The sequence below is a fragment of the Larkinella sp. genome, from assembly GCF_965227735.1.
Classification (GTDB): Bacteria; Bacteroidota; Bacteroidia; order Cytophagales; family Spirosomataceae; genus Larkinella.
Genome location: NZ_OZ245776.1, coordinates 5,379,452 through 5,403,092 on the forward strand (window position 1 = coordinate 5,379,452; position 23,641 = coordinate 5,403,092).

Consider the following 23,641-nt stretch of genomic DNA (forward strand, 5'->3'; position numbering starts at 1 on the left):
GCTGTAAAGAGTTTTGGGTCAGGCATTGATAATCGTTCCGCCGTTGGGGTGAATGGTTTGACCGGTGACATAACTGGAATCCATAGATGCCAGATAGACATACGCTGGTGCCACTTCACTGGGCTGGCCGGGGCGTTTCATCGGTACGTCCTTACCAAACTGGGCAACTTCCTCCGCCGGAACCGACGCCGGATTCAGGGGCGTCCAGATGGGGCCGGGAGCCACACCGTTCACCCGGATTTTCTTCTTCGCCAGGTTGGACGACAACGCGCGGGTAAAACTCATGATGGCCCCTTTCGTGGCCGAATATTCCGGCAAATCGGCGCGGCCCTGAAAAGCCGTTACGGATGTCGTATTGATGATGCTGTCGCCTTCGTGCAAGTGTTTCACGGCCGCCCGGGTGACCCGAAAGAACGAATAGATGTTGATTTCGAAGGTATTGACCAGATCGTCGTCGGTCATGTCTTCAAACCGCTGGTGCTGGAGTTGCAGGGCAGCATTGTTCACCAGGATGTTGAGCTTGCCAAACCGCCGGACGGTATCTTCGACCAGTTGTTCACAATAGGACGGATCGCGCAGATCGCCGGGTATAAGCAGACACTGCCGCCCCTCGGCTTTCACCAGATCCCGGGTTTTTTGGGCATCATTTTCTTCGCGCTGGGTGTAGGCAATGGCTACATCGGCTCCTTCGCGGGCAAAATGGACGGCGACGGCCCGGCCAATACCGCTGTCCCCACCCGTAATCAACGCCACTTTGTCTTGCAATTTTCCCGACCCGACGTAGGTGTACCGAATCACTTTCGGCTGCGGATTAAGTTCACTTTCCAGACCGGGCTGGACAGCCTGGTGCTGGGGTGGAATTTTAGTTTCCATACCGTTTCTTTCGTTGTTGAGTAAATCAGAAAGCGTGGGTAGATGATAGAGGTGAGATGAGAGAAGAAAGACAACACTTGATGAGTTCATCGGAATTCCCCACGTCACTACTCTCACACCTCACCTCTTTTGTCTACTAAATCAACAACAGAATCGCCGGGCTTTTGACTGGATTCTGTTATCGAACGGACTATAAAAAAAGCCGACAGTTTGGAAACAGTCGGCTTCGGGTTTGGGTAAGGAGTTCTATATCAGATCGTCTTCTGAGGGATTTCCGCTGTCAGGGCTTCCCAGATTTTATCGTAAACGTCAATGGCCGGTATCGGTTTTGCACTCGCCTGACCCTGGCGCGTCGACACAAAAACCGGGTGGTCGGCAGGTTGGGTGCCCACCCGCCCGTGTGACCCTTTGATCAGCGTGGCGTCCAGCGGAATGATGTTCATCAGATACCGGAAGCCGAGCTTTTTGCGCATCAGTTTGTACCCGGCTTTGAGTTTGATCATTGGATTGGCCGGGTCCATAAACATCTCGACCGGATCGTACCCCGGTTTTCGATGAATGTCGACCAGCCGGGCGTAATCCGGGGCTTTGGCGTCGTCCGTCCAGTAGTAATACGTAAACCAGCTTTTGGCGTCCGCCATGACGACGAAATCGCCCGCCCGTTCGTGATCGATGTGATAGTTCTTTTTCCCGGCTTCATCTAGCACCAGCTCGACACCCGGCGTTTTTTCCAGAATCGAACGCACCTGCGCCGTGCAGGAGGGGTCGTTGATGTAGACGTGGGCAATCTGATGGTCGGCCACGGCAAAGGCCCGTGACGCGCCCGCATCGAGCAATTCCAGCCCCTGTTCGACCCGAACCTGAATCAGTCCGGCTTCCCGCAACAGGCGGTTCAGGTGGATTGGCTGGCTGACGTTCGTAATGCCGTATTCCGACAGAAGAATGATCTCGGCGTTTTGTCGTTCGTAATGCTGAATCAAGTCCTTGCAGACGTCATCGATTTCGTGCAGCTCCTTCGAGATTTTGCTGAAATCCTGTCCGAATTTTTGCAGGCAGTAATCCAGGTGCGGCAAATAAATCAGCGTCAGCGTCGGGTTGTGCCAGCGGTCTACGAGCAGCGACGCGTCGGCAATCCAGCGGGTCGATTTGATGTTGGCATTAGGGCCCCAGAAACTGAACAGCGGGAACGTGCCGAGGGCTTCCTGAAGCCGGTCGCGCAGGTCGGCGGGCTGGCTGTAACAATCGGGTGCTTTAACACCGTCGGCGTGGTATTGCGGGCGGGGTGTTACCGAAAAGTCGGCGGACGAATACATGTTGTACCACCAGAACATCTTGGAAACCGTAAACGACGGATCAAGTTGCCGGGCACGTTCCCAGATTTTTTCGCCACCCACCAGTTTATTCGACTGCTTCCAGAATTTGACTTCGCATTCCGTCCGGTCATACCAGCCGTTGCCGACGATCCCGGTTTCGGTGGGCCATTTTCCCGTAACGTAGGTCGATTGCACTGAGGTCGTGACGGCGGGCAACATCGGCTCGATGCTGGAAAGCTGCTTTTCGGCCACCCACTGTTTCAGGAAAGGCGTATGGTCGCCAATCAAAGCGGCTGATAAGCCCACCACGTCGATTACTACGGTTTTTTTCATAAGATCGGGGAATATCGAATAATGAATATTGAATAACGAATATCGAAGTAACTCCGCTGGCTTCTAAACTTCGATATTGGTTATTCAACATTCATTATTCGATATTATTTATTTTATTCAACACCCAAAAGAGTTCCCGCCCAATCGAGTCATTCAGCCGCAGCTTCATATCTTCCGGTAACACTTCCCAGGTATAGGTTTCGACTTCCAACTGCTGTGTAAACGGATTCTCTTTCTGTAATCGCAGGACTTCCGAAATGTCATCCTGCGTCGATTGCAGCAAACCGTAATCCGCGACAAAAAGCGGAACGTGGAAATGCGACCGCCATTCGACGTGACTTTCGTCGAAGGCCAGCAGCGCTTCGGGCAAATCCGGAAACCGCAGCAAATCGCCATTCGAATCCCGCGCAACGACCTGGTGCAGATACGTGGGCTCGTTGAACTGCCGGAATTGATCCAGAACCGCTTCCCGGCTGTTTTCTTCCACCGGAAAAGTCGCTTTCAAAGCCGCGCTGATCTGGATTTTGCCGACATTCAAGTCATTCTCTTTCAGCTTTTTCAGCACCTCGTCCGGGCGTTCGTAGCCGACCGCAAAATGGCAGACGTCGTAGCACAACTGCACGTGTTCGCGCAGAGCGGCTTCGGCTTCCCCCGCCGATAGGCCAAACTCATCGTTGAGCCGTTCGAGGCCAATGGGTAGCAGATACAGATTGAACCATTCGATAAACTCGTCGCCGGTTTCCAGCAAACCGTCGGGTTCGGGTTCGAGGTCAAGGTGGAGACTGATGCCTTCGGCCTGTTTGATCCGAACCAGTTCTTCCACGACCGTCATCAGCCGTTGCGTAGTGGCTTCGAACGCCAGATCGCGCTCGTCCCGGTTGTTCCATTGAAACCAGTAGCGGTAGGAGAGGGGCGACGTAGAAATCCCGGCTTCTATAATACTGCCCGCCATATGGATCGGTAGCAGTGCCGTCAGCAAATGAAAAAGCCGGATGGTATAATCGACCCGTTCGGGGGTTCGCCAGTCGGGGGCGTGAACCTGGTCTTTAACGCGGGTGTTGTGAAAACCGCCATACGGAAAACCGTTCATCGTAAAGACATAGCAGTCGTTGGCGGTCAGCCAGTTTTGAAACTCCTTCAGCCGCTCGGGCTGCGTGAGTTCCACGCTGGCGATGTTGGAGAGCCGCAGGCCGATGCCAAAAGGTGCATCGGGCGAAAGCTTTTGTTTGATCGTCGGAATGGCGTGTTGCAGCGCGATAAAATGTTCCGCCCAGTGTTCACCGGCGTGAATATTCGTGCAATAACCGAGATGTCCCAGCGGGGTTTTCATGCGGGCTGAATTTCGTTTTCTTTTAAAATACCGATTGCTTCACGAATCAGCTCCGTATCCATTTCGTGTACTTCTACGCCTTTGCCAATGGCTTTCAGCAACATGATCGTCAGTTGACCGCCGAGGTGTTCCCGGAACTCATTCAGCCCTTTCAGTAAACCGTCGCCGTCGAGAGCGGGATGGAATAACGAAAAACCGAGGGTACGTTCCAGGTTCAGAATGCGGTGGGTATCGGCTTCGCTGAGCCAGCCCAATCGTTGGGAATACAGGCTGTCGAGGGCGATGCCGATGGCGACGGCTTCGCCATGACGAACTTCAAAATCAGTGAGTTGTTCGAGTTTGTGCGCACTCCAGTGCCCAAAATCCAGCGGACGAGACGAACCCATTTCGAACGGATCGCCACTGGCAATGTGGTCGAGGTGCAACTCGGCGCAGCGGTGAATCAGGTATTGCATGGTGTCCAGATCGCGGGCGGCCAGTTTTTCAGCGTTCGTTTCCAGCCACTCAAAAAACGGTTGGTCCTTGATCAAAGCGACTTTAATGGCTTCGGAAATGCCCGCCCGCCAGTCGCGGTCGTCGAGGGTTTTCAGAAACTCAGCGTCGTTGAAAACCGCAACCGGTGGGGCAAACGAACCCAGGAAGTTCTTTTTCCCCCGGTAATTAACGCCGTTCTTGACACCGATGCCCGAATCGTTTTGCGACAAAACCGTCGTCGGAATCCGGATGTGACGGATGCCCCGGTGCGAAATCGCGGCTACATAGCCCACCAGATCAAGCACCGAGCCGCCCCCGATGGCAATGACGTAGGAATGCCGGTCGATGCCGTAGCGATCCACGGCCTCGATGAGCTGGTCGACCAGTGCCGGATCGTTTTTGGCTCCTTCACCACCGGGAATTATGTGTAAATCGGGGATAAGATCAACCATCGAAATCGGGGCAAAATAGGCTTTGATTTGCTCCGGTAAACCGGGATGGCTATCGGTAACGCCTTCGTCCAGAATGAAGAACAGTTTTTTGCGAAACCCTTCCGAATGTCGTTTTTTGAGGAACTCGAGTAAGGTAAGATTGGTACTTTCGAACAAACGATCGGAAAAGTAAACGTCGTAGGTAAACTGAACGCTGAATGACTGGTGAAGGGTATTCATTCCTTGGGATACTAAGTTAATAGAATGTATGGTTACTAATTGGTCTACCCCCAACCCCCTAAAGGGGGCTTTTGCCATATGCTTAAAGCCCCCTTTAGGGGGTTGGGGGCAATAGCGTATAAACAACCAAACCGGCGGTTTGTCTTCTAAAACAAGAGTTTGGCCGGAACCGTTCGGTTACGTCACCGCAAATACTTTGGCCAGCAGCCGCGACAACGGCAGCAGGCAAACCACAAGCATTGCCAGCGGAAACGAGGCAAAAGCGGCCACCCACGCGGCATTCATCACAATCAGTGATAACACCCCCGATTTAACCGCCATACCGATGTTGCGGCCCGTTGGTTCGCGAATCGCTTGCCAGAGGGGCGGAAAAATGAAGAAGCCAAACAGTAAAAGAAACGGAATGGCCGTTCCTAATTGCTGTTGTTGCTGGGCAATCGCGCCGATGCAACCAATCACGAGTCCATAGAGCAAACCGGCCACCCGCAGAACCATGGGCTTCCCACCATGCACCTCGCCCCGGCTGATCATCGTAATAGCGGCAATATAGACAATCGGAATCACACCCAGCGACGCCCACAGCGGCACCTGATCGGGCAAAATACTGATGCCCAGCACCAGGTTCAGGCCCCGGCACAGGCCCATGTTCAGCGGCCCGATGATGGCATTATGCTTTCCAAATTTATCGTAAACCAGCGACGCAACACTAATCGCAATGGCCAGCCACCCCGCCGTTGGGTTGACCATCCAGGCGGCCACAATACCGATCAGCAATAATACACTTCCCAGTAAAGTTGCCTGTCCCAGACTCACCTGCCCGCTCGGAATGGGCCGTTCCGGGCGCTCGACGGCATCGAGTTCGGCATCAAAAACATCATTGAACACCACGCCCCCGCCATACAACCCGACCGTCGACAGGCAAAGCCAGCCCACCGGCACCGGATCGGCATTCGGAATCAGGTAATAACCGGCAATGGCCATTCCCGCCATGACATCGGCAATGGAGGTGATGAGGTTGGCAGGGCGGGTTAGGCGAAGAAGCGGGAGGATGTTCAAGGGAATATCGAATAATGAATATTGAATAGCGAATACTGAAAGTCGACGGATCGTTAAACTTCGTTATTCGCTATTCTACATTCAATATTCATTATTTTTTTACTTAATAATCGTTGATGATTTATCCACCCGTGGCGCTTGTCCTCCGCGCAGCACCGAGCTGCCATTGTAGCGCTGGCTCTGGTCGATGTCGATGGGTTGTTCGAAGTCGGCAAGGCTGATCTGGCCACTTTGGGCGAAAGCCGTCACGGCGTTTTCGAAGGTAACCAGGCGAATGGTTTCGTCGGAAATACCGCGTTCTTTCATCAGGGCAGCGGTTTTCGGCAACGCCAGCGGGTCGCTGATGCCCCAGTCGGCCGCCGAGTTGATCATGATGCGTTCCGGGCCATACTGCTTCACCACTTCCACCATGCGCTCATTGCCCATCTTGGTGAACGGATAAATCGTAAAACCAGCCCAGAAACCGCGATCCAGGACTTCCTTGACGGTTTCTTCGTTGTTGTGATCGACAATCACCAGGCCGGGGTCCAGACCGTGTTCGAGGGCAATGTCCATGCTGCGGCTGGTGCCCTGCTTTTTATCGCGGTGGGGCGTGTGAATCTGCACCGGCAAACCGGCCTCTTTGGCCAGATCCAGTTGGGCGCGGTAGTATTTTTCTTCGGCGGGTGTCTGGTCGTCGAAACCGATTTCGCCCACACCCACCACGCCTTCCTTGTAGATAAACAGCGGTAGAATTTCCATCACCTGCTCGGCCAGAGCCTCGTTGTTGGCTTCTTTGGAGTTCAGCCCGATGGTGCAGTAATGCCGGATGCCAAACTGCGACGCCCGAAACCGTTCCCAGCCCACGAGGCTGGCAAAATAATCGCGGAACGAATCGACGCCCGTGCGCGGCTGCCCGAGCCAGAAGGCCGGTTCGATCACGGCCACAATCCCGGCGTCGGCCATCGCCTGGTAGTCGTCCGTGGTGCGGGAGGTCATGTGGACGTGCATGTCAAAAAACTTCATCCCGCGTACTGTATCTAAAAAACTCATGCGTGTGTCGGCTTTAAAAAGCAAAGTTAGTTGGGTAGTCATCCAGTTGCAAGCGACGGAGAGAACGATTGTGATTCCGATGCTCTGAAAACCGGTTTTGAGCCATTAGAATATTATTAAAAACCGATGCCTTCTCCATTTCGTTAAATAGATGCGGTGCGTTTATCGTTAATTATGTAAAAGGTAAATTCAGTAACTTATGAAAACTATCGTTCGGATTCTGCTGTGGGTGGGCGTTTGTGGAGGCATAGGAAGTGGAATCAGTTCCTGCCGACCCGACCCACTCGACAACCTGTCGCCCGAAGAGAGCCAGGTTTTTATTACCAATCATGATCGTTCGGTCAATTTTGCCAATTATAGAACATTTAGTCTGCCGGATTCGGTGGTGGAAGTCAGCAACGATCAGCAGCAACTTTCCATGACGGGAATTGAGCAGCCGTTTCTGGATCGGTTGGCCCAAACGCTCACCAGCCGTGGTTATCAGCGGGTGAACCGGAGCACCAACTCCGATCTGGGAGTTTCCGTGATGCGGGTCAACAACAGTTATGTAGGGGTTAACTCCATGCCCTTTTCGCCCTATTACCTCGATTACTGGGGCTATGGCGGTTTGGGCGGTTTTGGGGGCTACAACCCGTATTACCCCAACTATTATTCGTTTTACGAGGTGAGCGAGACCTACTGGCTGATCCAACTGATCGATTTGAAAAATGCCAATACCGCCAGTCAGGAGTTGAACGTAATCTGGCAGGCCCAGATTCGCGGCACCGGTATTTTCGATGCCGCTTCGGTGGATTCAATCATTACCAAAGTGTTTGATCAATCGGCTTACCTGCGGGCTAATCAGTAGAGAATAAAGAGAATAGACAAGAGAGAAAAGACAATCAGGACGATCCCGTCTTTCATCTCTTGTCTATCATCTTTCATCAAAAAAAACAGTCATGAATACGAAAATCATATTGAGTCTTATGGGCATCCTCTGGGCCCTGGGAGCAGTGGCGCAGACAGATCAGGAACAAAAAGAGCGGGACATCGAGTTTAACAAAACCCTCTTCGAGCGGTTTGTCTCGGGCCGCGCTACGGTTTTTTACGGCGTTGGACTGCCGCAGGGCAGCCAGCAGAACTTCATCGACAAGGTGGGAAACCGCAATTTTGCGGTAGCCGTTGAGGCCATGTTTCCGGGGCGGTTTTCGGTTGGGGCGCGCATCGGTCAGCAGTACGTTTCGGAGCGGTTACCGCGTCAGGTGTTTTCGTTTGAAGACGGAACCGACATCTCGGCGGTACAAACCCGGGTGCTGACGACCATCCCTTTACTGGCGATTGGTTCGGTATACCTGAACGACATCAACTCGGTTTTCCGTCCGTATGTGCAACTGGGCGCGGGTGGTGCTTACGTCGATTATGCCCGGTATTACGGCACACTGGTGGATCAGAAAACCGGTGTTCGGGGGGCGGTGGCTCCGGCCATTGGTGCCAAGTTTCAGTTTGGAAAAAATAATAACCTCGGCGGAGAGATTCAGGCGCAGTACCAGCACGTCTTTTTCAAGTATAACGAATTGAAAAACAGTACAAATTTGCTGTTTTCGGTTGGGTTATCGTATCGCTGGTTATAAGTTAAACCCGGATTTCGGGAATCACCCGTTTATTGGTTTTTAATCGGTCATTCCTACAAAATGGGTCATCCCTACGGGATTGCTGGTTTGCCGTGTTGCATTCCTACAAAATGGGTCATCCCTACGGGATTGCTGGCTTGCCGTGTTCAGCCTACAACATGGGTCATCACTACGGGATTGCTGGCTTGCCGTGTTGCATCCCTACAAAATGGGTCATCCCTACGGGATTGTTGGCTTGCCGTGTTGCATTCCTACAAAATGGGTCATCCCTACGGGATTGCTGGCTTGCCGTGTTGCATCCCTACAAAATGGGTCATCCCTACGGGATTGTTGGCTTGCCGTGTTGCATTCCTACAAAATGGGTCATCCCTACGGGATTGCTGGCTTGCCGTGTTGCATCCCTACAAAATGGGTCATCCCTACGGGATTGTTGGCTTGCCGTGTTGCATTCCTACAAAATGGGTCATCCCTACGGGATTGCTGGCTTGCCGTGTTGCATTCCTACAAAATGGGTCATCCCTACGGGATTGTTGGCTTGCCGTGTTGCATTCCTACAAAATGGGTCATCCCTACGGGATTGCTGGCTTGCCGTGTTGCATCCCTACAAAATGGGTCATCCCTACGGGATTGTTGGCTTGCCGTGTTGCATTCCTACAAAATGGGTCATCCCTACGGGATTGCTGGCTTGCCGTGTTGCATTCCTACAAAATGGGTCATCCCTACGGGATTGCTGGCTTGCCGTGTTGCATTCCTACAAAATGGGTCATCCCTACGGGATTGCTGGTTTACCCTGTTGCATTCCTACAAAATGGGTCATCCCTACGGGATTGCTGGTTTGCCGTGTTGCATCCCTACAAAATGGGTCATCCCTACGGGATTGCTGGCTTGCCGTGTTGCATCCCTACAAAATGGGTCATCCCTACGGGATTGTTTAGGCCAACAATCCCGTAGGGATGATTCATTTTGTAGCGGTGGGTTTTAACCCACTGAAATAGACGTGATTGGGTGAAAAAATCCCGTAGGGATGATTCATTTTGTAGGCTGAACAGGGTCGCCAGCCACTCCGTGGGTTCGTAGCAAACCCTCCAGTTCGGCCCGGTTTGCGTCGGTTACAAACGGTTTTACCAGTGTCCAGAGTTGCGGGGGAATGGTGCGTCCGGCGGCCCGACGCTCCTGGGCGTAGTCGACGGCAATGCGCGCCAGCGTTTCATTGGTGCGTTCTTCAAAACCGAGGATTTCTTCTACCGGTTTGTCGCAGAAGAAAGCCTTCATAATCAATTGATTCCAGGCCGGTTCGTCCAGTTGTTCAGCCGGATACGGATTCTGAAGCATGAGCGCATCCTGCACCGGACCCATGTTACTGCGAACACCTTCGGTTGCCTGAAACCGCCAGTGTTCGGGAAACTGTAGAGCGGGTATGGCAGAATATAAAGCCATCAATTCATTCATTTCAGCGGCTTTGAACAGGTTTTCGATGGTGCTGACATACACCGCCGGATCGTCGGCAGGCAATTGTAGCAGCCACCAAACGCGCGCCAGCCGGTCGAGCGACCAGTCTTCGACAGTAAAACCGTTCCGCAACGTATGTATTTGCTGCGCCTGGTCGGGCGAAACAGAAACGGGCTGTTTGCCGACAAACCGCGGGATGGCAGTAAATACGCGGTAGAAAACCGCAGTGGTCGGTTGGTTCCGGTAGGCGTCGGCTTGTTGGGTCAGGTAGGCAACGGCTTTTTCAGCGCCGGGCTGCTGCCGGATCAGGTCGAGGAGGGTGTCGGAAAGTGCTGGCGAATTCATGCCGTAAAAGTAGTAAGCAGATTGACGACTGCCAACTTACCCGGCCTTTGGATGAGCCTGATTATACGCTTTCTTCAATTTGTCGATCGTCGTGTGCGTATAGACCTGCGTCGCGGCCAGGCTGCTGTGCCCCAGTAAATCCTTGATGGCGTTCAGATCGGCACCCCGGTTGAGCAAATGGGTGGCGTAAGTATGGCGCAGCACGTGCGGACTTTTCTTTTCCAGGGTCGTTACCAACCCCAGATACCGCTTTACAATCCGCTGAACCAGAACCGGGTACGATTTAACGCCCTGGTCGCTCAGGATCAGAAAAACCGGGTCGGCGTTTGCGCCAAACTCCATTTCCTTCGTTTGCTGGTACTGTTGAATCAACGTGAACAAAGGCGTCGGCACCGGAATGATCCGGTGTTTATTGCGCTTGCCCAACACCGTAATGGTTTTTTCGTACAGATTGACATCGGCGGTTTTCAGCCCCACCAGTTCGGCAAGCCGGATGCCGGTACCGTAGAGTAGTTCGAGCACCAGTTTATCGCGCAATCCCTTGAAATCATCCGGGAAATCGACATCGTCCAGCAGCGTTTCCATCGGTTTTTCTTCCACAAAAACCGGAATTTTTTTGCTGGTTTTCAGCGCCGAAACTTTCAGCATGGGGTCGGCGGCAATGACTTTCCGGCGGAGCATAAACCCGAAAAAACTCCGAAGCGTGGCAATTTTTCGGTTGACGGACGTCTTATCCAAACCGGTTTCGACCAGGCTCACAATCCAGGAGCGAATCATGTGAAAGGTCGCCTGTTCGGGTTGTTCCAGTTCGTACTGGCTTTTCAGATAGGCCTGAAACTGGTCGATGTCAATGCGATACGCCGTCAGGGTATGGTGGCTCAGGCGTTTCTCGTAGCGGATGTGTTCAAGGAAAGTCGAAACCATAGGGCGTTGAGAGTCGGAATGCACAACAAGATACCATAAAAAAAGCAGTAAGCGAATGCTTACTGCCAACCCATGCTGTTGTCGGTGCTATACTACAGACTATACTTCACTATTGCTGCCGTACATTTTTTCACGGTAAACCGCTTTCAGAATTTCCTGACGACGTTTGATCGACGGTTTCTGGAAAGCAGTCCGGGAACGCAGAGCGCGCAATACGCCGGTTTTTTCAAATTTTTTCTTAAAGCGCTTGAGGGCTTTGTCAATTGACTCGTTTTCTTTGACGTTTATGATAAGCATATCCTGCAATTCGTTAATTTTCTGATACCAAACGGATTGCAAAGGTATGTTTCCAGAAGGAAAAAACCAATAGTTTTGTACGAAATGATTAACAACGAAATGGTCGAATGGTTAAATGGTTATTGATGGTTAAAAATGGTTAAATGGACACCAGCCATTATACTCATTTAACCATTTTTAGCCATCAACAACCATTCAATCCATCCATTCATGAAACAAGCCGTTATTGACCTCGGAACCAATACCTTCCATTTGATGATTACGGACGCGGGGCGGACGCTTTTTCGGGAAAGCCGACCAACGAAGATTGGGAAATCCGGTATCAATCAGGGACTTATCACCAACGAAGCCATCGAACGGGCATTAATGGTTTTGCGGTATTTTCGCGAAGTACTCGATGGGCATCAGGTGTCGCCCGAAGCTGTCGTTGCCATCGGTACCAGCGCCATTCGCAGCGCGGGAAATCAAGTCGAGTTTACTGAGCGGATTCGGCAGGAAACCGGGATTGTCATCCGCACCATCTCGGGCGACGAAGAAGCCGGGTATATTTATGCCGGTGTTCGGGCTGCGGGTGCTCTGGACGAAAAAATGGCGCTGGTGATCGATATTGGTGGCGGCAGCGTCGAATTTATTTTATGCACGGAGCGACGGGTTTACTGGAAACAAAGTTTTGAAATCGGTGGGCAGCGGCTGCTGGAGCGGTTTATGGATACCGACCCGATCAGTCCGTCGGCGGTCAATCGGCTGAACCGGTATTTTCAGGAGCAACTCCTGCCGTTGACGAACGCGGTTCATCAATACGCACCCGTCGTGCTGGTGGGTTCGTCGGGTTCGTTCGATACGCTGATCGATCTGCAGTTTATGCACGAAAAAGGCCATTTGCCGGACGAAAACCAGACAGCTTTCGAGTTGCCAATCCGCGAATTTTACCGGGCATATGAATTGTTACTAACCCGCAACCACGCAGAACGGATGCAATTGCCGGGCATGATCGAGTTGCGCGTCGATATGATTGTGGTGGGCGTTTGCCTGATCGATTATGTGCTGCGGGCCTATGGGATTCAGCAGATTCGGGTATCGACCTATTCGCTGAAAGAAGGCGTTATGGCCGGTGTTTCTCAATCCTGAAACGGCCGTTTTTGACGCAGAAATATCTTGAAAACAACTAATTAACTATACTTTTTGACGTACCCAATGGCAGCAGACGAAAGAGAACGATCGTATAACTGGGAGGATCCCATGCAGGGCGCACAGGCCGCCAAAACCATGTCCGGACTGGAATATTTACAAAGTATTCAGGACGGCATCAATCCGCTTCCGCCCATTTGCCAGACGCTGGATTTTGACCCGGTTTCGATGGAAGACGGCAAAGCGGTTTTTTCCGTGATCCCATCCGAATTTCATTACAACCCGATCGGCGTAGTACACGGCGGTTTGTTGAGCACCCTCTGTGATTCGGCCATGGGTTGCGCCATTCACACCAAACTGGCGGCTGGCGTTGGCTACACCACCCTCGAATTGAAAGTGAATCTGGTGCGACCCGTGACGGCCAAAACCGGTAAGCTCATCTGCACTGGAACCGTTATCCACGTCGGTCGCAGCGTCGCCACCGCCGAAGCGCGGGTGGAAGACGCCCAGGGCAAACTCTACGCCCACGCAACTTCGACGTGCATGATTTTGAAGTAAGGTTGAAGAATGGTTTTGATGGTTGAATTGTTGAGAGATGGTTTTGATAGTTAAAAAAGGGTGGATGGCTAGCGGTATTTCAACCATTCTTAACCATCAAACCATTTTTCAACCATCAAAACCATACAATCATTACTTCCGATGAATCGTTGTTGCTGCGGACTGGGCAGAAGCGAGGATGGTCATATCGGCGATGGTGACGTGGGGCGGGGCAGTGACGGCGTATACGACGGCGTCGGCGATGTCGGTGGCGGTGAGCGGGGAGAAACCTTCGTAAATTTTAGCGGCCCGCGCTTCGTCGCCTTTGAAACGAACCAGCGAAAACTCGGTTTCGACGGCACCGGGAGCCACATTCGTTACTTTAATGCCGTGTTGGGTCAAATCCAGCCGCATGCCTTCGCTCAGGGCTTCGACGGCGGCTTTTGAGGCACAGTAAACCCCGCCGTTTGCGTAGGTCTGTTTCCCGGCAATAGAGCTGATGTTGACGATGTGACCGCGCCCGGTGGCCACCATGCCCGGCGAAACCGCCCGCGTAACGTACAGCAAGCCCTTCACATTGCCGTCGATCATCGCATCCCAGTCGTCCACATCACCTTCGTGAATTGGCCCCATGCCGTGCGCGTTACCAGCGTTGTTGATCAGAATATCGATGGTTTTCCAGTCGGCGGGCAGGGAAGCGATGGCGGTTTCAACGGCGGCCCGGTCGCGGACGTCGAAGTTGAGCGTATAACACGCTGAATCCGGGCTGAGGGTCTGTTGCAGTTCGTCCAGCCGTTCCTGGCGTCGGCCACACAAAATAAGCCGGTAGTTGAGTTTGGAAAAAGCGGTTGCAATGGCAAGACCGATGCCGGAAGTGGCGCCGGTGATCAGGGCAGTTGGGGTCATTTTTTGAATCGTTAATTTGGAAAAGCAGCTTGTAAAGAAAGCAGATGTTCCGGATAAATCAGAATCGAACGGGCTTACCAGCCGTTTAACGGACGAGTATAGTACGAATTTGGCGATTCTTTTCTACCTTGGGATTTAGACCCCTCATCAATGAACCCCATTCTTTCCCTGTTTCTACTTCTTGCCGTTTTTTTTCTGCCTTCCGACCGACTCACCCGGAAAGCCCATAAAATTCACCAGCGTATATTGACGCTCGACACCCACGCCGATGCGCCGATCAACATGGTAAAAGACGGTTTTGACGTGGGTGAGCGGCACGATCGGGTGCGCGACAAGTCGCAGATCGACTTCCCCCGCATGAAAGAAGGCGGGATGGATGCCATGTTTTTTGCGGTTTACCTGGCGCAGGGACCCCGCACGCCCGAAGGCCACGCGGAGGCCAAAGCCCGGGCCCTCGCCATTTTTAAAAGCATCGATGCGGCTTTAAAAAAACACCCCGATCAGGCCGAACTGGCCACCACACCCGCCGATGCCTACCGGATTGAAAAAGCCGGGAAGCGGGCGGTTTTTATCGGAATGGAAAATGGCTACCCGGTGGGCGAAGATCTGGCGATGCTAAAAACGTACTATGACCTGGGGTGCCGGTACATTACACTCGCCCATTTTGCCAACAACGCCATTTGCGACTCCGCAACCGATCCCGACGGGCCGCTTTACAACGGATTGAGTGATTTTGGGAAGAAAGTGGTACCGGAAATGAACCGACTCGGCATTCTGATCGACGTGTCCCATATTTCCGATAAATCATTTTACGACGTGCTGGCCTTATCGAAAGCACCAGTGATTGCCTCGCACTCGAACGTTCGGGCACTTTGCAATTTTCCGCGGAACATGACCGACGAAATGATCCAGGCACTAGCGGCCAAAGGTGGCGTGATTCAGGTGAATTTCGTAACCGATTACCTCCGAAAACCGTCGGACGAACACCGTCAGGCGCTGAATTCCATCCGGATGGCGGGTGTAGGGCGGGTAGTAACGCCGGAAATGCGGGCGCGTCTCGATGCGAAGGAAGATTCGATTCAGAAACGGTATGCCTATGAACGGGCGAGTGTGGCCGACATTGTCAAACACATCGACTACATTGTCCGGCTGGTGGGCATCGACCATGTCGGCATTGGCAGCGATTTTGATGGGGGCGGGGGCGTCAACGGGCTGGAGGATGTCAGCGAAATCGAAGCCCTGACCCTGGAACTGGTGCGAAAAGGCTATTCCGAGCAGGACATTGCCAAAATCTGGGGCGGTAATTTGCTGCGGGTACTGGGGCAGGCCAAAGTGCCGCAATAGTTTTTTGAGAATAAAGAAAAGCGACAAGAGAATAGAGACGTGGAACCTGGTTACACCAGATTTTTGTCTCTACTCTCTTGTCGCTTTTCTTTATTCTAAGACTTACGCTTTTTCGCAGAATTCTTCGAACGCCATTTCCAGGTGCTGGGCGATCATTTGCGCAGAGCGTCCTTCGATGTGGTGCCGCTCGATAAAGTGTACCAGCTCGCCATCTTTGAAAATGCCGATGGCCGGTGATGACGGCGGATAAGGCAGCAGATACTCGCGCATCCGGGCCGTGGCTTCAAAATCGACACCGGCAAAAACCGTCACCAGTTTGTCGGGTTTGATACCGCTCAGGTTCAAAGCCGCCTTAACGCCAGGACGGGCCGCACCAGCCGCGCAACCGCAGACCGAGTTGACGACCACCAGCATGGTGCCTTCGGCATTGTCCATGGCCTCATCGACTTTTTCGGCGGTGCTCAGGTCCTCGAAACCGACGCTTAGCAGGTCGTCTTTCATCGGGGCAACTAAATGTGGAGGATACATTGTATTGAGTTTTTAAAGTGTAAAGTAAATGGTTGTAATGGTTACATAAAGCCCAGTTCCAGCTTGGCCACTTCCGACATCATTTCGGTGGAATAGGTCGGCTCGAATGTCAGCTCGACGCTCACGTCGTTGACGCCTTCGATGCTCCGGACTTTCGCTTCGATCTCGCCCGGAATGGTTCCCGCCGATGGGCAGGAAGGGGAGGTCAGCGTCATCAGAATGTAGACGTTGTTGATCGGGAATATTTTGATTTCGTAAATCAACCCCAGTTCGTAGACGTCTACCGGAATCTCCGGATCATAGACTTCTTTCAGGGCTTTTACGACTTGTTCTTTGAGTTCTTCGTCATTCATGACTTTCTACTTTATAGCGTTGACTGCTCGGTCGTGCGGTTTTTCACAGCTTGTGCCGCCGAAAACTGCTTCATCTGCTGAATCATGGAAGCCAGCCCTCCGGCGCGCCGGGAGGTTACTAAGTTACTCAATCCAATCCGGTCGATGAAATACAAATCGGCGTTGGCAATGTCTTCGGCTTTTTCGTTCGACAAAATCCGGATCAATAAACTCACCAGCCCTTTGCTAATTTGGGCGGTCGGTTCGCTATCGGCTTCGAAATGGACGGTATCGCCCCGCATTTCGGAATGCAGCCACACTTTCGACTGACAGCCCCGAATCAGGTTCTCATCCGTCTGGAACTGTACCGGCATAGGTGGCAGTTTCTTTCCGATGTCGATGATGTATTGCGTCTTATCGAGCTGATCGTCAAAGAGATCAAAGTCTTCGATAATTTCGTCCTGTTTCTCGTTGATGGTCATTATATCCGATCCACGTCGCTGGCAGAATGCCGAATGGCTACGATTGTAATGTTTTTTTGCAAATAGATATACAAAACGCGGTACTTCCCGACTAAGATTTCCCGAAAGAAACTGGTATTCTTTTCCGGTACGATTCGGCCCATCTCAGGAAATGTAGCTAACAGCGTCAATTTACGGTTTAACTCATCTACCCATTGTTCGGTATAGCGCAAAGAAGATCGAGATAAATACTGCAAGGCATCCCGGAAATCTTCTTTCGCTTCATCCCGCCAAATTATTTCCGTTGCTGAATCCATTGACGAGCTTCTTGCATCACATCTTCATGCTTGTGACCTTTATTTTCTTCAATTTCTTCCATTGCCTTCTCATAACGCTCGAGAATAATCAGCTTCTCTACGGCTTCATCGAGAGAAATTTTTGGTGGAAGGTTTTGAAAAGCTTCAATAATAGTCGCTGTAGTAAGCATGATCGTTAAAATTATAAGATTACAACATCATCTTTTTGACCCGCAGCAAAGCCTGAACCAGCCGGTCGATCTCCTCTTTCGTGTTGTAAACCGCAAAGGAGGCCCGGGTGGTTCCCGTAAGGTTAAACCGGCGCATCAACGGCTGTGTGCAGTGGTGTCCCGTCCGGACGGCAATGCCCTGCTGATCCAGAATGACGCCCGTATCCTGGTGGTGAATCCCGTCCAGAACAAAGGAAACGACGCTGATCTTTTCGGCACTTTGGCCAATAATCCGCAATCCGTCGATGCTTTCGAGTGCTTCGGTCGCATATTCGAGCAGGCTGTGTTCGTAATCCGCTATCTTTTTCTTGCCAAGCGTTTCGATGTATTCCAGTGCCGCATACACCGCGATGACATCGGCGATGTTGGGCGTTCCGGCTTCGAACTTGTACGGCAGATCGTTGTAAGTAGTTTTCTCGAAGGTAACTTCCTTGATCATTTCGCCACCTCCCCGCCAGGGCGGCATGGCATTCAGAATATCCCGTTTGCCGTAAAGCACACCCATCCCGGTCGGGCCGTAGAGTTTATGCGCCGAGAAGACGTAAAAATCCGCATCCAGTGCCTGCACATCGATGTCGATGTGTGAACTGGCCTGAGCGCCATCGATCAGTACTTTGGCCCCCACGGCGTGTGCTTTTTCAATGAGAAACTTCACCGGATTGATGGTGCCCATCGCGTTCGAAACGTGAACGGCGGAGACGAATTTGGTCCGTTCCGAAAGGAGTTTTTCGTATTCTTCCAGAATCAGATCGCCCTTGCCGTCAATGGGAATGACTTTCAGTACGCAGCCCTTTTCTTCGCACAGCATTTGCCAGGGAACGATGTTGGAGTGGTGCTCCATCGTGGTGATGATGATTTCATCCCCTTCTTTCAAAAACCGCCGTCCGTAGGTCTGCGCCACGAGGTTGATCCCGTCGGTGGTGCCGTAGGTAAAGATGATTTCCTCGACATGGGCCGCATTCAGAAACTGTTGAATAGCCCGGCGTGAAGCTTCAAAGGCCGATGTTGCTTTTTCGGCCAGCGTATGAATCCCCCGGTGAATGTTGGCGTTGTAGCCTTCGTAATACCGGGTCAGGGCGCGGAGAACCGGAAGCGGTTTCTGGGTTGTTGCTGCGTTGTCAAAATACACCAGTTGCCGACCGTTCACGACCTGATCGAGAATCGGAAAATCCCGGCGAATGGCTTCAATATCAAGGATTTCGTGTGTCGCAATTTGCATAGAAATCAGAGTAATCTGTCAGGAAATAACACGAAGCGACAGAGAATGGTGCGAAGGATTAAGGTAATAATGAATATCGAATATCGAATATTGAATAACGAAATGAAGAGAACTTCGGCGTTCGTTATTCGACATTCGTTATTCAATAGTAATCCTTTTTTATCGTGCAAGTTTGGCCTGAATCCGGCGTTCCAGTTGCTCGCGGAGGGGATCGATTTTGATCTTCTTAATCACATCTTCCGCAAAGGCGAACATCAGCAGCGATTGGGCTTCCGTTTTCGGAATACCGCGTGACTGGAGATAAAATAAGGCTTCTTCGTTCAGTTTGCCGGTGGTCGTTCCGTGCGAACACTTCACGTCGTCGGCAAAAATTTCCAACTGCGGTTTGGTGTTCATGGTGGCATCGTTCGAGAGCACCACGTTTTTGCACGACTGGTAGGCGTTGGTTTTCTGGGCATCCTGACGAACAAAAATCTTGCCGTTGAAGACGCCCGTCGACCGGTCTTCCAGAATGCCTTTATACAGTTCGTTGCTGTGTGAATTCGGTTTGCGGTGATCCACCAACGTGTGGTTGTCGATGTGCTGGCGGCCGTTCGGGAAATACAAACCGTACATGTGCGCTTCGCAGTCGGAACCGTCGAGGGCGATGTTCAGGTTGTTGCGGATAAAACCGCCGTCGAGGGTGACGGTCGCCGAATAAAAATGGCTGCGGTCTTGCTGATATACCTGCGTGGTGCCGATGTGGTAGGCCATATCCGATTCGTTCTGGATTTTGTAATACTCCATCCGGGCGTCTTCGGCCACCACGATCTCGGTGACGACGTTGGTAAAGCTGGCCTGATCGCCCAGGGTTCGGAACGATTCGGCGACTTTAACTTCCGCGTTTTGATCGACAATAAACAGGTTGCGCGGCTGCGAAGCCACGTTCATCTGCCGGGCATCGGAAATGAAGCGCAGAATGGTCGGCGCTTCCACCGTCGTGTGGGCCGGAACATGAATCACCACGCCTTCGCTGGCAAAAGCCGTGTTCAGCGCCGTGAAAGCATTGTCTTGAAAATCAGCGTATTTGGCAAAATACCGGTTCAGCAAATCCGGCGTATTTTTGACCGCTTCGGACAGCGTCGTGATCGAAAGCTGATCGGCGGGGCTCACAATCTTCGACAACTGGGGCTGATACTGGCCGTTGACAAAGTAGAGAACGTTTCCGTTGAGCTGCGACGACTCCAACTGGGCCAGATCTTCCAGCATAATTGCCGACGGGGCGTTGAATTCGAATACCTCCTTGATTAAGCTATTGACGTTGGTATATTTCCATTCTTCGTGTTTGACGGTAGGAAACCCCAGGCGATCGAACTGGTTGAGGGCTTCGCGCCGGATTTGATGCAAAGCCGACTTGCTGGCCCCGTTCATCCGCTCTTCCGAGGTCCGAAAATCCGCCAGTAGCCTGGATTTGAGATCGTTATTTGACTGATTGGGAGTCATTCTTGATGAGTTATGAACGATGGATGATGAACGATGAAGTATCTTATATAATCAATTCATCATTCATTATCCATCATTTATTTATACCGTTTCCACTTCTGCCTTGATCCAGTCGTAGCCTTTTTCTTCCAGCTCGAAAGCCAGTTCTTTCGGGCCAGACTTCACGATCCGGCCTTTGTACAGGACGTGAACGTAATCCGGCACAATGTAGTCGAGCAGCCGCTGGTAGTGGGTGACGACGATCGTAGCCCGTTCCGGTGAGCGGAGTTGGTTGACACCTTCGGCCACAATCCGGAGGGCGTCGATGTCCAGTCCGGAATCAGTTTCGTCCAGAATCGCCAGTTTGGGTTCCAGCATCGCCATCTGGAAAATCTCGTTCCGTTTCTTTTCACCGCCCGAGAATCCTTCGTTCAACGACCGGCTCAGCAGCGATTGGTCGATGTTGACCAGTTTCATCTTTTCCTTCATCAGTTTCAGAAACTGAACGGCATCCAGCGGATCCTGACCCCGGTATTTCCGAATCTCGTTCATGGCGGTTTTCAGAAAGTTGGTCGTGCTGACCCCCGGAATTTCCACCGGATACTGAAACGCCAGGAAAATTCCTTCGGCGGCCCGGTTTTCCGGTGCCATTTCCAGCAGATCTTTGCCGTCGAACAGCACGCTGCCACCGGTCACGTCGTAATCTTCACGACCCGCCAGCACCGATGCCAGGGTGCTTTTTCCGGAACCGTTCGGCCCCATGATCGCGTGTACTTCCCCGGGCTTGACTTCCAGATTAATACCCTTTAATATCTCTTTACTGCCAATAGATGCTTGTAAATTGCTAATAGTTAGCATAACAGGAGGTTGATTTCGACTCAATTAAACTGCAAAGGTAATGCATGAAGCGATAGCTACACGATTTGATAACAATTTAGACCCGTTAAAAGTTGACGCTCACCGCATTTCGTTGGCAGACACGGCCCGGCTTTTTTTTTCACTACCCAATGCCTTACCTTGCGACTTGAAGAAGTATTCCCTTTTTTGGTCATTGGAAGTATGCAAAATGGTAATCATCAGGTGCGCACGCAGGAAATCAGGGTGAGTTCGGAAGTTGGTTCGCTGAAACGGTTGCTGATTCACAGCCCCGACCGTGGCCTGGGAAAAGTGGTCCCTTCCAAGGCGCAGGACTGGCTTTTCGAAGACATCGTTCACCTGGAAACGATGCGGAAAGATGAGTATGACTATTACGTAAAAATTCTGCTGTATTTTCTGGATCCGGATAAAATTCGGGGCAAACTGGCCACAATCAATGCCGATTCCGAGCGTAATTTTTTCAAACCCGACCATCCGGACTATTTTCGGTCCGACGCCGTTATCGATATTCAGCACCTGCTGACCGAAATTTTAGCCGATGAAGTCATCCGCACCCGGCTGATTTCGGGAATTTGCGCCGTTGAACGGTGTAGTTTCTCGATTCAGAGTCAGTTGTATGCCTATGATCCGGTTGAATTGTCGAAAATTCTGATCTCCGGATCACTGCCCGACCGGACGATGCTGTTCGCTCCCTTGCCGAATTTTATCTTCACGCGCGACATTGGCATAGTTATTAATAGCCATATTTTATTGAACAAGCCCGCCAAGCTGGCCCGTACCCGCGAAGCTTTTCTGGCCCAGTACATTTTCTTTTACCACCCGTTGTTCAGCAAATACCGGGATAAAATTATCGAAATACCGGACAATGAGCATCATTTTCTGCTGCCCGACAACGAGGTGAGCAACGACTATTCGCGGTCGACGCTCGAAGGGGGCGATGTGATGATGGTGGCTAAAAACCACCTCTTGATCGGCTGTAGTGAACGAACGACTTTGTATGCCGCCCAGCAGGTTATTCGTTTGTTGTTTGATAAAAATGTGGTCGACAAGGTGACGATTGTCAAGATTCCGAAAAAGCGGGATTACATGCACATCGACACCATTTTTACGCAGGTAAAACGCAACGTCTGGGTGTTGCTGGGGTCGTTGGGGCGAATAGGAGACGAAGCCCGGAAGCGTGATTTGCTGCATTTCCTGGCCCCGAAAGACATTCCGGACGATTTGCGGATCATCCAGTTCAAAAAAGGGGAGGAGCAAAAACCGGTGGAGATCGAAAACCTGGAAGACCTGCTGACATCCATTAGCCGGGATGATCTGGGTTGCACGGAACCAGTCCGGTTTATTTATTCCGGGAACAACGAATTTCCGTTCGGAGCCCGCGAACAATGGACGGATTCCTGTAATCTGCTGGCGCTGAAAGACGGCGTCGTGATCGGCTACGACCGGAACGACAAGACCCTGGAAGCTTTTCGCCAGGCGGGCTTCGAAACCGTGCGGGCGGCCGACCTGCTGGACCGGTTTGAGCGGGGTGACGCCGACCCGGAAACCCTGGAAAATACGTTTATCCTGTTGCCGTCGGCTGAACTGTCGAGGGCGCGCGGTGGTTCCCATTGCATGAGTTTACCTTTGTTACGTGCCGAGTTATAACCCTAAACCTTAACCCAATGCAATCGCAGACGACCTCAAACCTCCTCATGATCAGGCCCGTACGGTTTGGATTCAATGAGCAAACTGCCGGGAGCAACGCGTTTCAGAACACGGATCTGGCGATTCAGTCCCGGAATGTGGCGCAGGAAAATGCCCTGCGTGAATTTGACGACATGACGCATCAGTTGATGGCCGCCGGAGTGAACGTTATTATTTATGAAGATTTGCCGGAGCCGTATACGCCTGATTCTATTTTTCCGAACAACTGGGTGTCGTTTCACTTCAGCGGTACGGTTGTGCTGTATCCCATGCAGGCACCCAACCGCCGGCTCGAACGACGGCTGGACATCATCGATGACCTGGCAAAAAAATACCACGTTGCCAAAATTGTTGACCTGACGCATTTTGAGCAGGAAGGAAAATACCTCGAAGGAACCGGTAGTCTGGTACTTGACCGGATGAAGAAGATTGCCTACGCCTGTCTGTCATCCCGAACCGATGCCGACGTTCTGGCCGAGTTCAGTCGCCAAACCGGGTACAGTACCGTCGCCTTTTCAGCCGTCGATGCGGCAGGCATACCTATTTACCATACCAATGTGATGATGTGCATTGGCGACGTTTTTGCTATAGTGTGCCTGGCGGCTATTGCCGATCCCGACGAGCGGCTGATGGTGCGGCAGTCACTGGTGAACAGCGGGAAGCACGTGATCGATATTACGATGGAGCAAATGGCCCATTTTGCGGGAAACATGTTGCTGGTAACGGCGCGGAAAGGGCAGAAACTGCTGATTATGTCGACGCAGGCCTTTGATTCGCTTTCGGCCCGGCAACGTGACGAATTGGACGATTTCGCTACGCTGTTCCATTTCAACCTATCGACGATCGAAGGAAATGGTGGCGGCTCGGCGCGCTGTATGATGGCCGAAATCCATTTGCCTTTCCGGTAGAAAATGGTTAACGGGGAGATAA

The 23,641-nt window shown here is 52.0% G+C and carries 25 protein-coding genes; 7 read left to right on the forward strand and 18 right to left on the reverse strand.

Annotated elements, in window-relative coordinates:
• Nucleotides 1-18: 18 nt before the first annotated feature.
• From ACO064_RS21005 to ACO064_RS21030, 6 genes are all read right to left on the reverse strand, one after another.
• Nucleotides 19-873, reverse strand: coding sequence for an SDR family oxidoreductase (locus ACO064_RS21005; protein ID WP_421829192.1), 855 nt, complete (start codon nt 871-873; stop codon nt 19-21).
• A 251-nt stretch (nt 874-1,124) separates the two neighbouring features.
• The gene (locus tag ACO064_RS21010; RefSeq protein WP_421829193.1) at nt 1,125-2,519 is read right to left on the reverse strand and encodes an alkaline phosphatase family protein; all 1,395 of its coding nucleotides are present in this window, start codon (nt 2,517-2,519) and stop codon (nt 1,125-1,127) included.
• 94 nt (nt 2,520-2,613) lie between these two features.
• A complete protein-coding gene (gene eboE, locus ACO064_RS21015; RefSeq protein WP_421829194.1) occupies nt 2,614-3,849 on the reverse strand; it encodes a metabolite traffic protein EboE in 1,236 nt (411 codons plus the stop codon).
• Entirely contained in the window at nt 3,846-4,994 is a 1,149-nt protein-coding gene (locus ACO064_RS21020; RefSeq protein ID WP_421829195.1) for a 3-dehydroquinate synthase, read from the reverse strand. The genes eboE and ACO064_RS21020 overlap by 4 nt, the downstream gene beginning before the upstream one ends.
• 177 nt (nt 4,995-5,171) lie before the next feature.
• Nucleotides 5,172-6,044, reverse strand: a complete 873-nt coding sequence (gene eboC / locus ACO064_RS21025; protein ID WP_421831048.1) for a UbiA-like protein EboC — start codon at nt 6,042-6,044, stop codon at nt 5,172-5,174.
• A 105-nt stretch (nt 6,045-6,149) separates the two neighbouring features.
• Nucleotides 6,150-7,082: a TatD family hydrolase gene (locus ACO064_RS21030; protein WP_421829196.1), complete on the reverse strand. Its 933-nt coding sequence runs from the start codon at nt 7,080-7,082 to the stop codon at nt 6,150-6,152.
• 199 nt (nt 7,083-7,281) lie between these two features.
• Here ACO064_RS21030 and ACO064_RS21035 point away from each other — a divergent pair, with 199 nt between their 5' ends.
• Nucleotides 7,282-7,929 (forward strand): DUF4136 domain-containing protein, encoded by a 648-nt coding sequence (locus tag ACO064_RS21035; RefSeq protein ID WP_421829197.1) that lies wholly within the window; start codon nt 7,282-7,284, stop codon nt 7,927-7,929.
• A 118-nt stretch (nt 7,930-8,047) separates the two neighbouring features.
• Nucleotides 8,048-8,692 carry a hypothetical protein gene (locus ACO064_RS21040; RefSeq protein ID WP_421829198.1) on the forward strand — a complete coding sequence of 215 codons (645 nt, stop codon included), beginning with the start codon at nt 8,048-8,050 and terminating at the stop codon, nt 8,690-8,692.
• A 1,029-nt stretch (nt 8,693-9,721) separates the two neighbouring features.
• Here the strand turns inward: ACO064_RS21040 and ACO064_RS21045 are convergent.
• From ACO064_RS21045 to rpsU, 3 genes are all read right to left on the reverse strand, one after another.
• A complete protein-coding gene (locus ACO064_RS21045; RefSeq protein ID WP_421829199.1) occupies nt 9,722-10,486 on the reverse strand; it encodes an EboA domain-containing protein in 765 nt (254 codons plus the stop codon).
• A 36-nt stretch (nt 10,487-10,522) separates the two neighbouring features.
• Nucleotides 10,523-11,410, reverse strand: coding sequence for a tyrosine-type recombinase/integrase (locus ACO064_RS21050; RefSeq protein ID WP_421829200.1), 888 nt, complete (start codon nt 11,408-11,410; stop codon nt 10,523-10,525).
• 99 nt (nt 11,411-11,509) lie between these two features.
• Nucleotides 11,510-11,707, reverse strand: coding sequence for a 30S ribosomal protein S21 (gene rpsU, locus ACO064_RS21055; RefSeq protein WP_114404259.1), 198 nt, complete (start codon nt 11,705-11,707; stop codon nt 11,510-11,512).
• Between the two features lie 210 nt (nt 11,708-11,917).
• Between rpsU and ACO064_RS21060 the strand changes: the two genes are divergently transcribed.
• Both ACO064_RS21060 and ACO064_RS21065 read left to right on the forward strand, forming a co-directional pair.
• A complete protein-coding gene (locus ACO064_RS21060) occupies nt 11,918-12,835 on the forward strand; it encodes a phosphatase (protein WP_421829201.1) in 918 nt (305 codons plus the stop codon).
• Between the two features lie 66 nt (nt 12,836-12,901).
• A complete protein-coding gene (locus ACO064_RS21065; protein WP_150876271.1) occupies nt 12,902-13,393 on the forward strand; it encodes a PaaI family thioesterase in 492 nt (163 codons plus the stop codon).
• Nucleotides 13,394-13,525: 132 nt separating this feature from the next.
• Here the strand turns inward: ACO064_RS21065 and ACO064_RS21070 are convergent, their stop codons facing one another.
• On the reverse strand, nt 13,526-14,278 hold the full coding sequence (locus ACO064_RS21070; RefSeq protein ID WP_421829202.1) for an SDR family NAD(P)-dependent oxidoreductase: 753 nt from the start codon (nt 14,276-14,278) through the stop codon (nt 13,526-13,528).
• A gap of 150 nt (nt 14,279-14,428) precedes the next feature.
• Between ACO064_RS21070 and ACO064_RS21075 the strand changes: the two genes are divergently transcribed.
• The gene (locus ACO064_RS21075; RefSeq protein ID WP_421829203.1) at nt 14,429-15,622 is read left to right on the forward strand and encodes a dipeptidase; all 1,194 of its coding nucleotides are present in this window, start codon (nt 14,429-14,431) and stop codon (nt 15,620-15,622) included.
• Nucleotides 15,623-15,724: 102 nt separating this feature from the next.
• Here the strand turns inward: ACO064_RS21075 and ACO064_RS21080 are convergent, their stop codons facing one another.
• From ACO064_RS21080 to sufC, 8 genes are all read right to left on the reverse strand, one after another.
• The gene (locus ACO064_RS21080; protein ID WP_114404197.1) at nt 15,725-16,150 is read right to left on the reverse strand and encodes a BrxA/BrxB family bacilliredoxin; all 426 of its coding nucleotides are present in this window, start codon (nt 16,148-16,150) and stop codon (nt 15,725-15,727) included.
• Nucleotides 16,151-16,191: 41 nt separating this feature from the next.
• On the reverse strand, nt 16,192-16,503 hold the full coding sequence (locus ACO064_RS21085) for a DUF59 domain-containing protein (protein WP_138989839.1): 312 nt from the start codon (nt 16,501-16,503) through the stop codon (nt 16,192-16,194).
• Nucleotides 16,504-16,514: 11 nt separating this feature from the next.
• On the reverse strand, nt 16,515-16,964 hold the full coding sequence (locus ACO064_RS21090; RefSeq protein ID WP_421829204.1) for a SufE family protein: 450 nt from the start codon (nt 16,962-16,964) through the stop codon (nt 16,515-16,517).
• Complete coding sequence (locus ACO064_RS21095; protein ID WP_421829205.1) at nt 16,964-17,260, reverse strand: type II toxin-antitoxin system RelE/ParE family toxin; 297 nt, start codon at nt 17,258-17,260, stop codon at nt 16,964-16,966. Before ACO064_RS21095 ends, ACO064_RS21090 begins: the two co-directional genes overlap by 1 nt.
• Nucleotides 17,239-17,430: a hypothetical protein gene (locus ACO064_RS21100; RefSeq protein WP_421829206.1), complete on the reverse strand. Its 192-nt coding sequence runs from the start codon at nt 17,428-17,430 to the stop codon at nt 17,239-17,241. Before ACO064_RS21100 ends, ACO064_RS21095 begins: the two co-directional genes overlap by 22 nt.
• A 19-nt stretch (nt 17,431-17,449) precedes the next feature.
• Complete coding sequence (locus ACO064_RS21105) at nt 17,450-18,688, reverse strand: SufS family cysteine desulfurase (protein ID WP_421829207.1); 1,239 nt, start codon at nt 18,686-18,688, stop codon at nt 17,450-17,452.
• 159 nt (nt 18,689-18,847) lie between these two features.
• Nucleotides 18,848-20,170, reverse strand: coding sequence for a Fe-S cluster assembly protein SufD (gene sufD / locus ACO064_RS21110; RefSeq protein ID WP_421829208.1), 1,323 nt, complete (start codon nt 20,168-20,170; stop codon nt 18,848-18,850).
• An 81-nt stretch (nt 20,171-20,251) separates the two neighbouring features.
• Complete coding sequence (sufC, locus tag ACO064_RS21115; RefSeq protein ID WP_421829209.1) at nt 20,252-21,007, reverse strand: Fe-S cluster assembly ATPase SufC; 756 nt, start codon at nt 21,005-21,007, stop codon at nt 20,252-20,254.
• A 201-nt stretch (nt 21,008-21,208) separates the two neighbouring features.
• Between sufC and ACO064_RS21120 the strand changes: the two genes are divergently transcribed.
• Both ACO064_RS21120 and ctlX read left to right on the forward strand, forming a co-directional pair.
• Nucleotides 21,209-22,672 carry an arginine deiminase family protein gene (locus ACO064_RS21120; protein ID WP_421829210.1) on the forward strand — a complete coding sequence of 488 codons (1,464 nt, stop codon included), beginning with the start codon at nt 21,209-21,211 and terminating at the stop codon, nt 22,670-22,672.
• A 17-nt stretch (nt 22,673-22,689) separates the two neighbouring features.
• Complete coding sequence (ctlX, locus tag ACO064_RS21125) at nt 22,690-23,619, forward strand: citrulline utilization hydrolase CtlX (RefSeq protein ID WP_421829211.1); 930 nt, start codon at nt 22,690-22,692, stop codon at nt 23,617-23,619.
• Nucleotides 23,620-23,641: the final 22 nt, after the last annotated feature.

What these genes read in the sequence shown, in the direction of transcription:
- ACO064_RS21005 (WP_421829192.1), bottom strand. Translation starts at nt 873, where the DNA reads ATGGAAACTAAAATTCCACCCCAGCACCAGGCTGTCCAGCCCGGTCTG.
- ACO064_RS21010 (WP_421829193.1), bottom strand. Translation starts at nt 2,519, where the DNA reads ATGAAAAAAACCGTAGTAATCGACGTGGTGGGCTTATCAGCCGCTTTG.
- eboE (WP_421829194.1), bottom strand. Translation starts at nt 3,849, where the DNA reads ATGAAAACCCCGCTGGGACATCTCGGTTATTGCACGAATATTCACGCC.
- ACO064_RS21020 (WP_421829195.1), bottom strand. Translation starts at nt 4,994, where the DNA reads ATGAATACCCTTCACCAGTCATTCAGCGTTCAGTTTACCTACGACGTT.
- ACO064_RS21030 (WP_421829196.1), bottom strand. Translation starts at nt 7,082, where the DNA reads ATGAGTTTTTTAGATACAGTACGCGGGATGAAGTTTTTTGACATGCAC.
- ACO064_RS21035 (WP_421829197.1), top strand. Translation starts at nt 7,282, where the DNA reads ATGAAAACTATCGTTCGGATTCTGCTGTGGGTGGGCGTTTGTGGAGGC.
- ACO064_RS21040 (WP_421829198.1), top strand. Translation starts at nt 8,048, where the DNA reads ATGGGCATCCTCTGGGCCCTGGGAGCAGTGGCGCAGACAGATCAGGAA.
- ACO064_RS21045 (WP_421829199.1), bottom strand. Translation starts at nt 10,486, where the DNA reads ATGAATTCGCCAGCACTTTCCGACACCCTCCTCGACCTGATCCGGCAG.
- ACO064_RS21050 (WP_421829200.1), bottom strand. Translation starts at nt 11,410, where the DNA reads ATGGTTTCGACTTTCCTTGAACACATCCGCTACGAGAAACGCCTGAGC.
- rpsU (WP_114404259.1), bottom strand. Translation starts at nt 11,707, where the DNA reads ATGCTTATCATAAACGTCAAAGAAAACGAGTCAATTGACAAAGCCCTC.
- ACO064_RS21060 (WP_421829201.1), top strand. Translation starts at nt 11,918, where the DNA reads ATGAAACAAGCCGTTATTGACCTCGGAACCAATACCTTCCATTTGATG.
- ACO064_RS21065 (WP_150876271.1), top strand. Translation starts at nt 12,902, where the DNA reads ATGGCAGCAGACGAAAGAGAACGATCGTATAACTGGGAGGATCCCATG.
- ACO064_RS21070 (WP_421829202.1), bottom strand. Translation starts at nt 14,278, where the DNA reads ATGACCCCAACTGCCCTGATCACCGGCGCCACTTCCGGCATCGGTCTT.
- ACO064_RS21075 (WP_421829203.1), top strand. Translation starts at nt 14,429, where the DNA reads ATGAACCCCATTCTTTCCCTGTTTCTACTTCTTGCCGTTTTTTTTCTG.
- ACO064_RS21080 (WP_114404197.1), bottom strand. Translation starts at nt 16,150, where the DNA reads ATGTATCCTCCACATTTAGTTGCCCCGATGAAAGACGACCTGCTAAGC.
- ACO064_RS21085 (WP_138989839.1), bottom strand. Translation starts at nt 16,503, where the DNA reads ATGAATGACGAAGAACTCAAAGAACAAGTCGTAAAAGCCCTGAAAGAA.
- ACO064_RS21090 (WP_421829204.1), bottom strand. Translation starts at nt 16,964, where the DNA reads ATGACCATCAACGAGAAACAGGACGAAATTATCGAAGACTTTGATCTC.
- ACO064_RS21095 (WP_421829205.1), bottom strand. Translation starts at nt 17,260, where the DNA reads ATGGATTCAGCAACGGAAATAATTTGGCGGGATGAAGCGAAAGAAGAT.
- ACO064_RS21100 (WP_421829206.1), bottom strand. Translation starts at nt 17,430, where the DNA reads ATGCTTACTACAGCGACTATTATTGAAGCTTTTCAAAACCTTCCACCA.
- ACO064_RS21105 (WP_421829207.1), bottom strand. Translation starts at nt 18,688, where the DNA reads ATGCAAATTGCGACACACGAAATCCTTGATATTGAAGCCATTCGCCGG.
- sufD (WP_421829208.1), bottom strand. Translation starts at nt 20,170, where the DNA reads ATGACTCCCAATCAGTCAAATAACGATCTCAAATCCAGGCTACTGGCG.
- sufC (WP_421829209.1), bottom strand. Translation starts at nt 21,007, where the DNA reads ATGCTAACTATTAGCAATTTACAAGCATCTATTGGCAGTAAAGAGATA.
- ACO064_RS21120 (WP_421829210.1), top strand. Translation starts at nt 21,209, where the DNA reads ATGCAAAATGGTAATCATCAGGTGCGCACGCAGGAAATCAGGGTGAGT.
- ctlX (WP_421829211.1), top strand. Translation starts at nt 22,690, where the DNA reads ATGCAATCGCAGACGACCTCAAACCTCCTCATGATCAGGCCCGTACGG.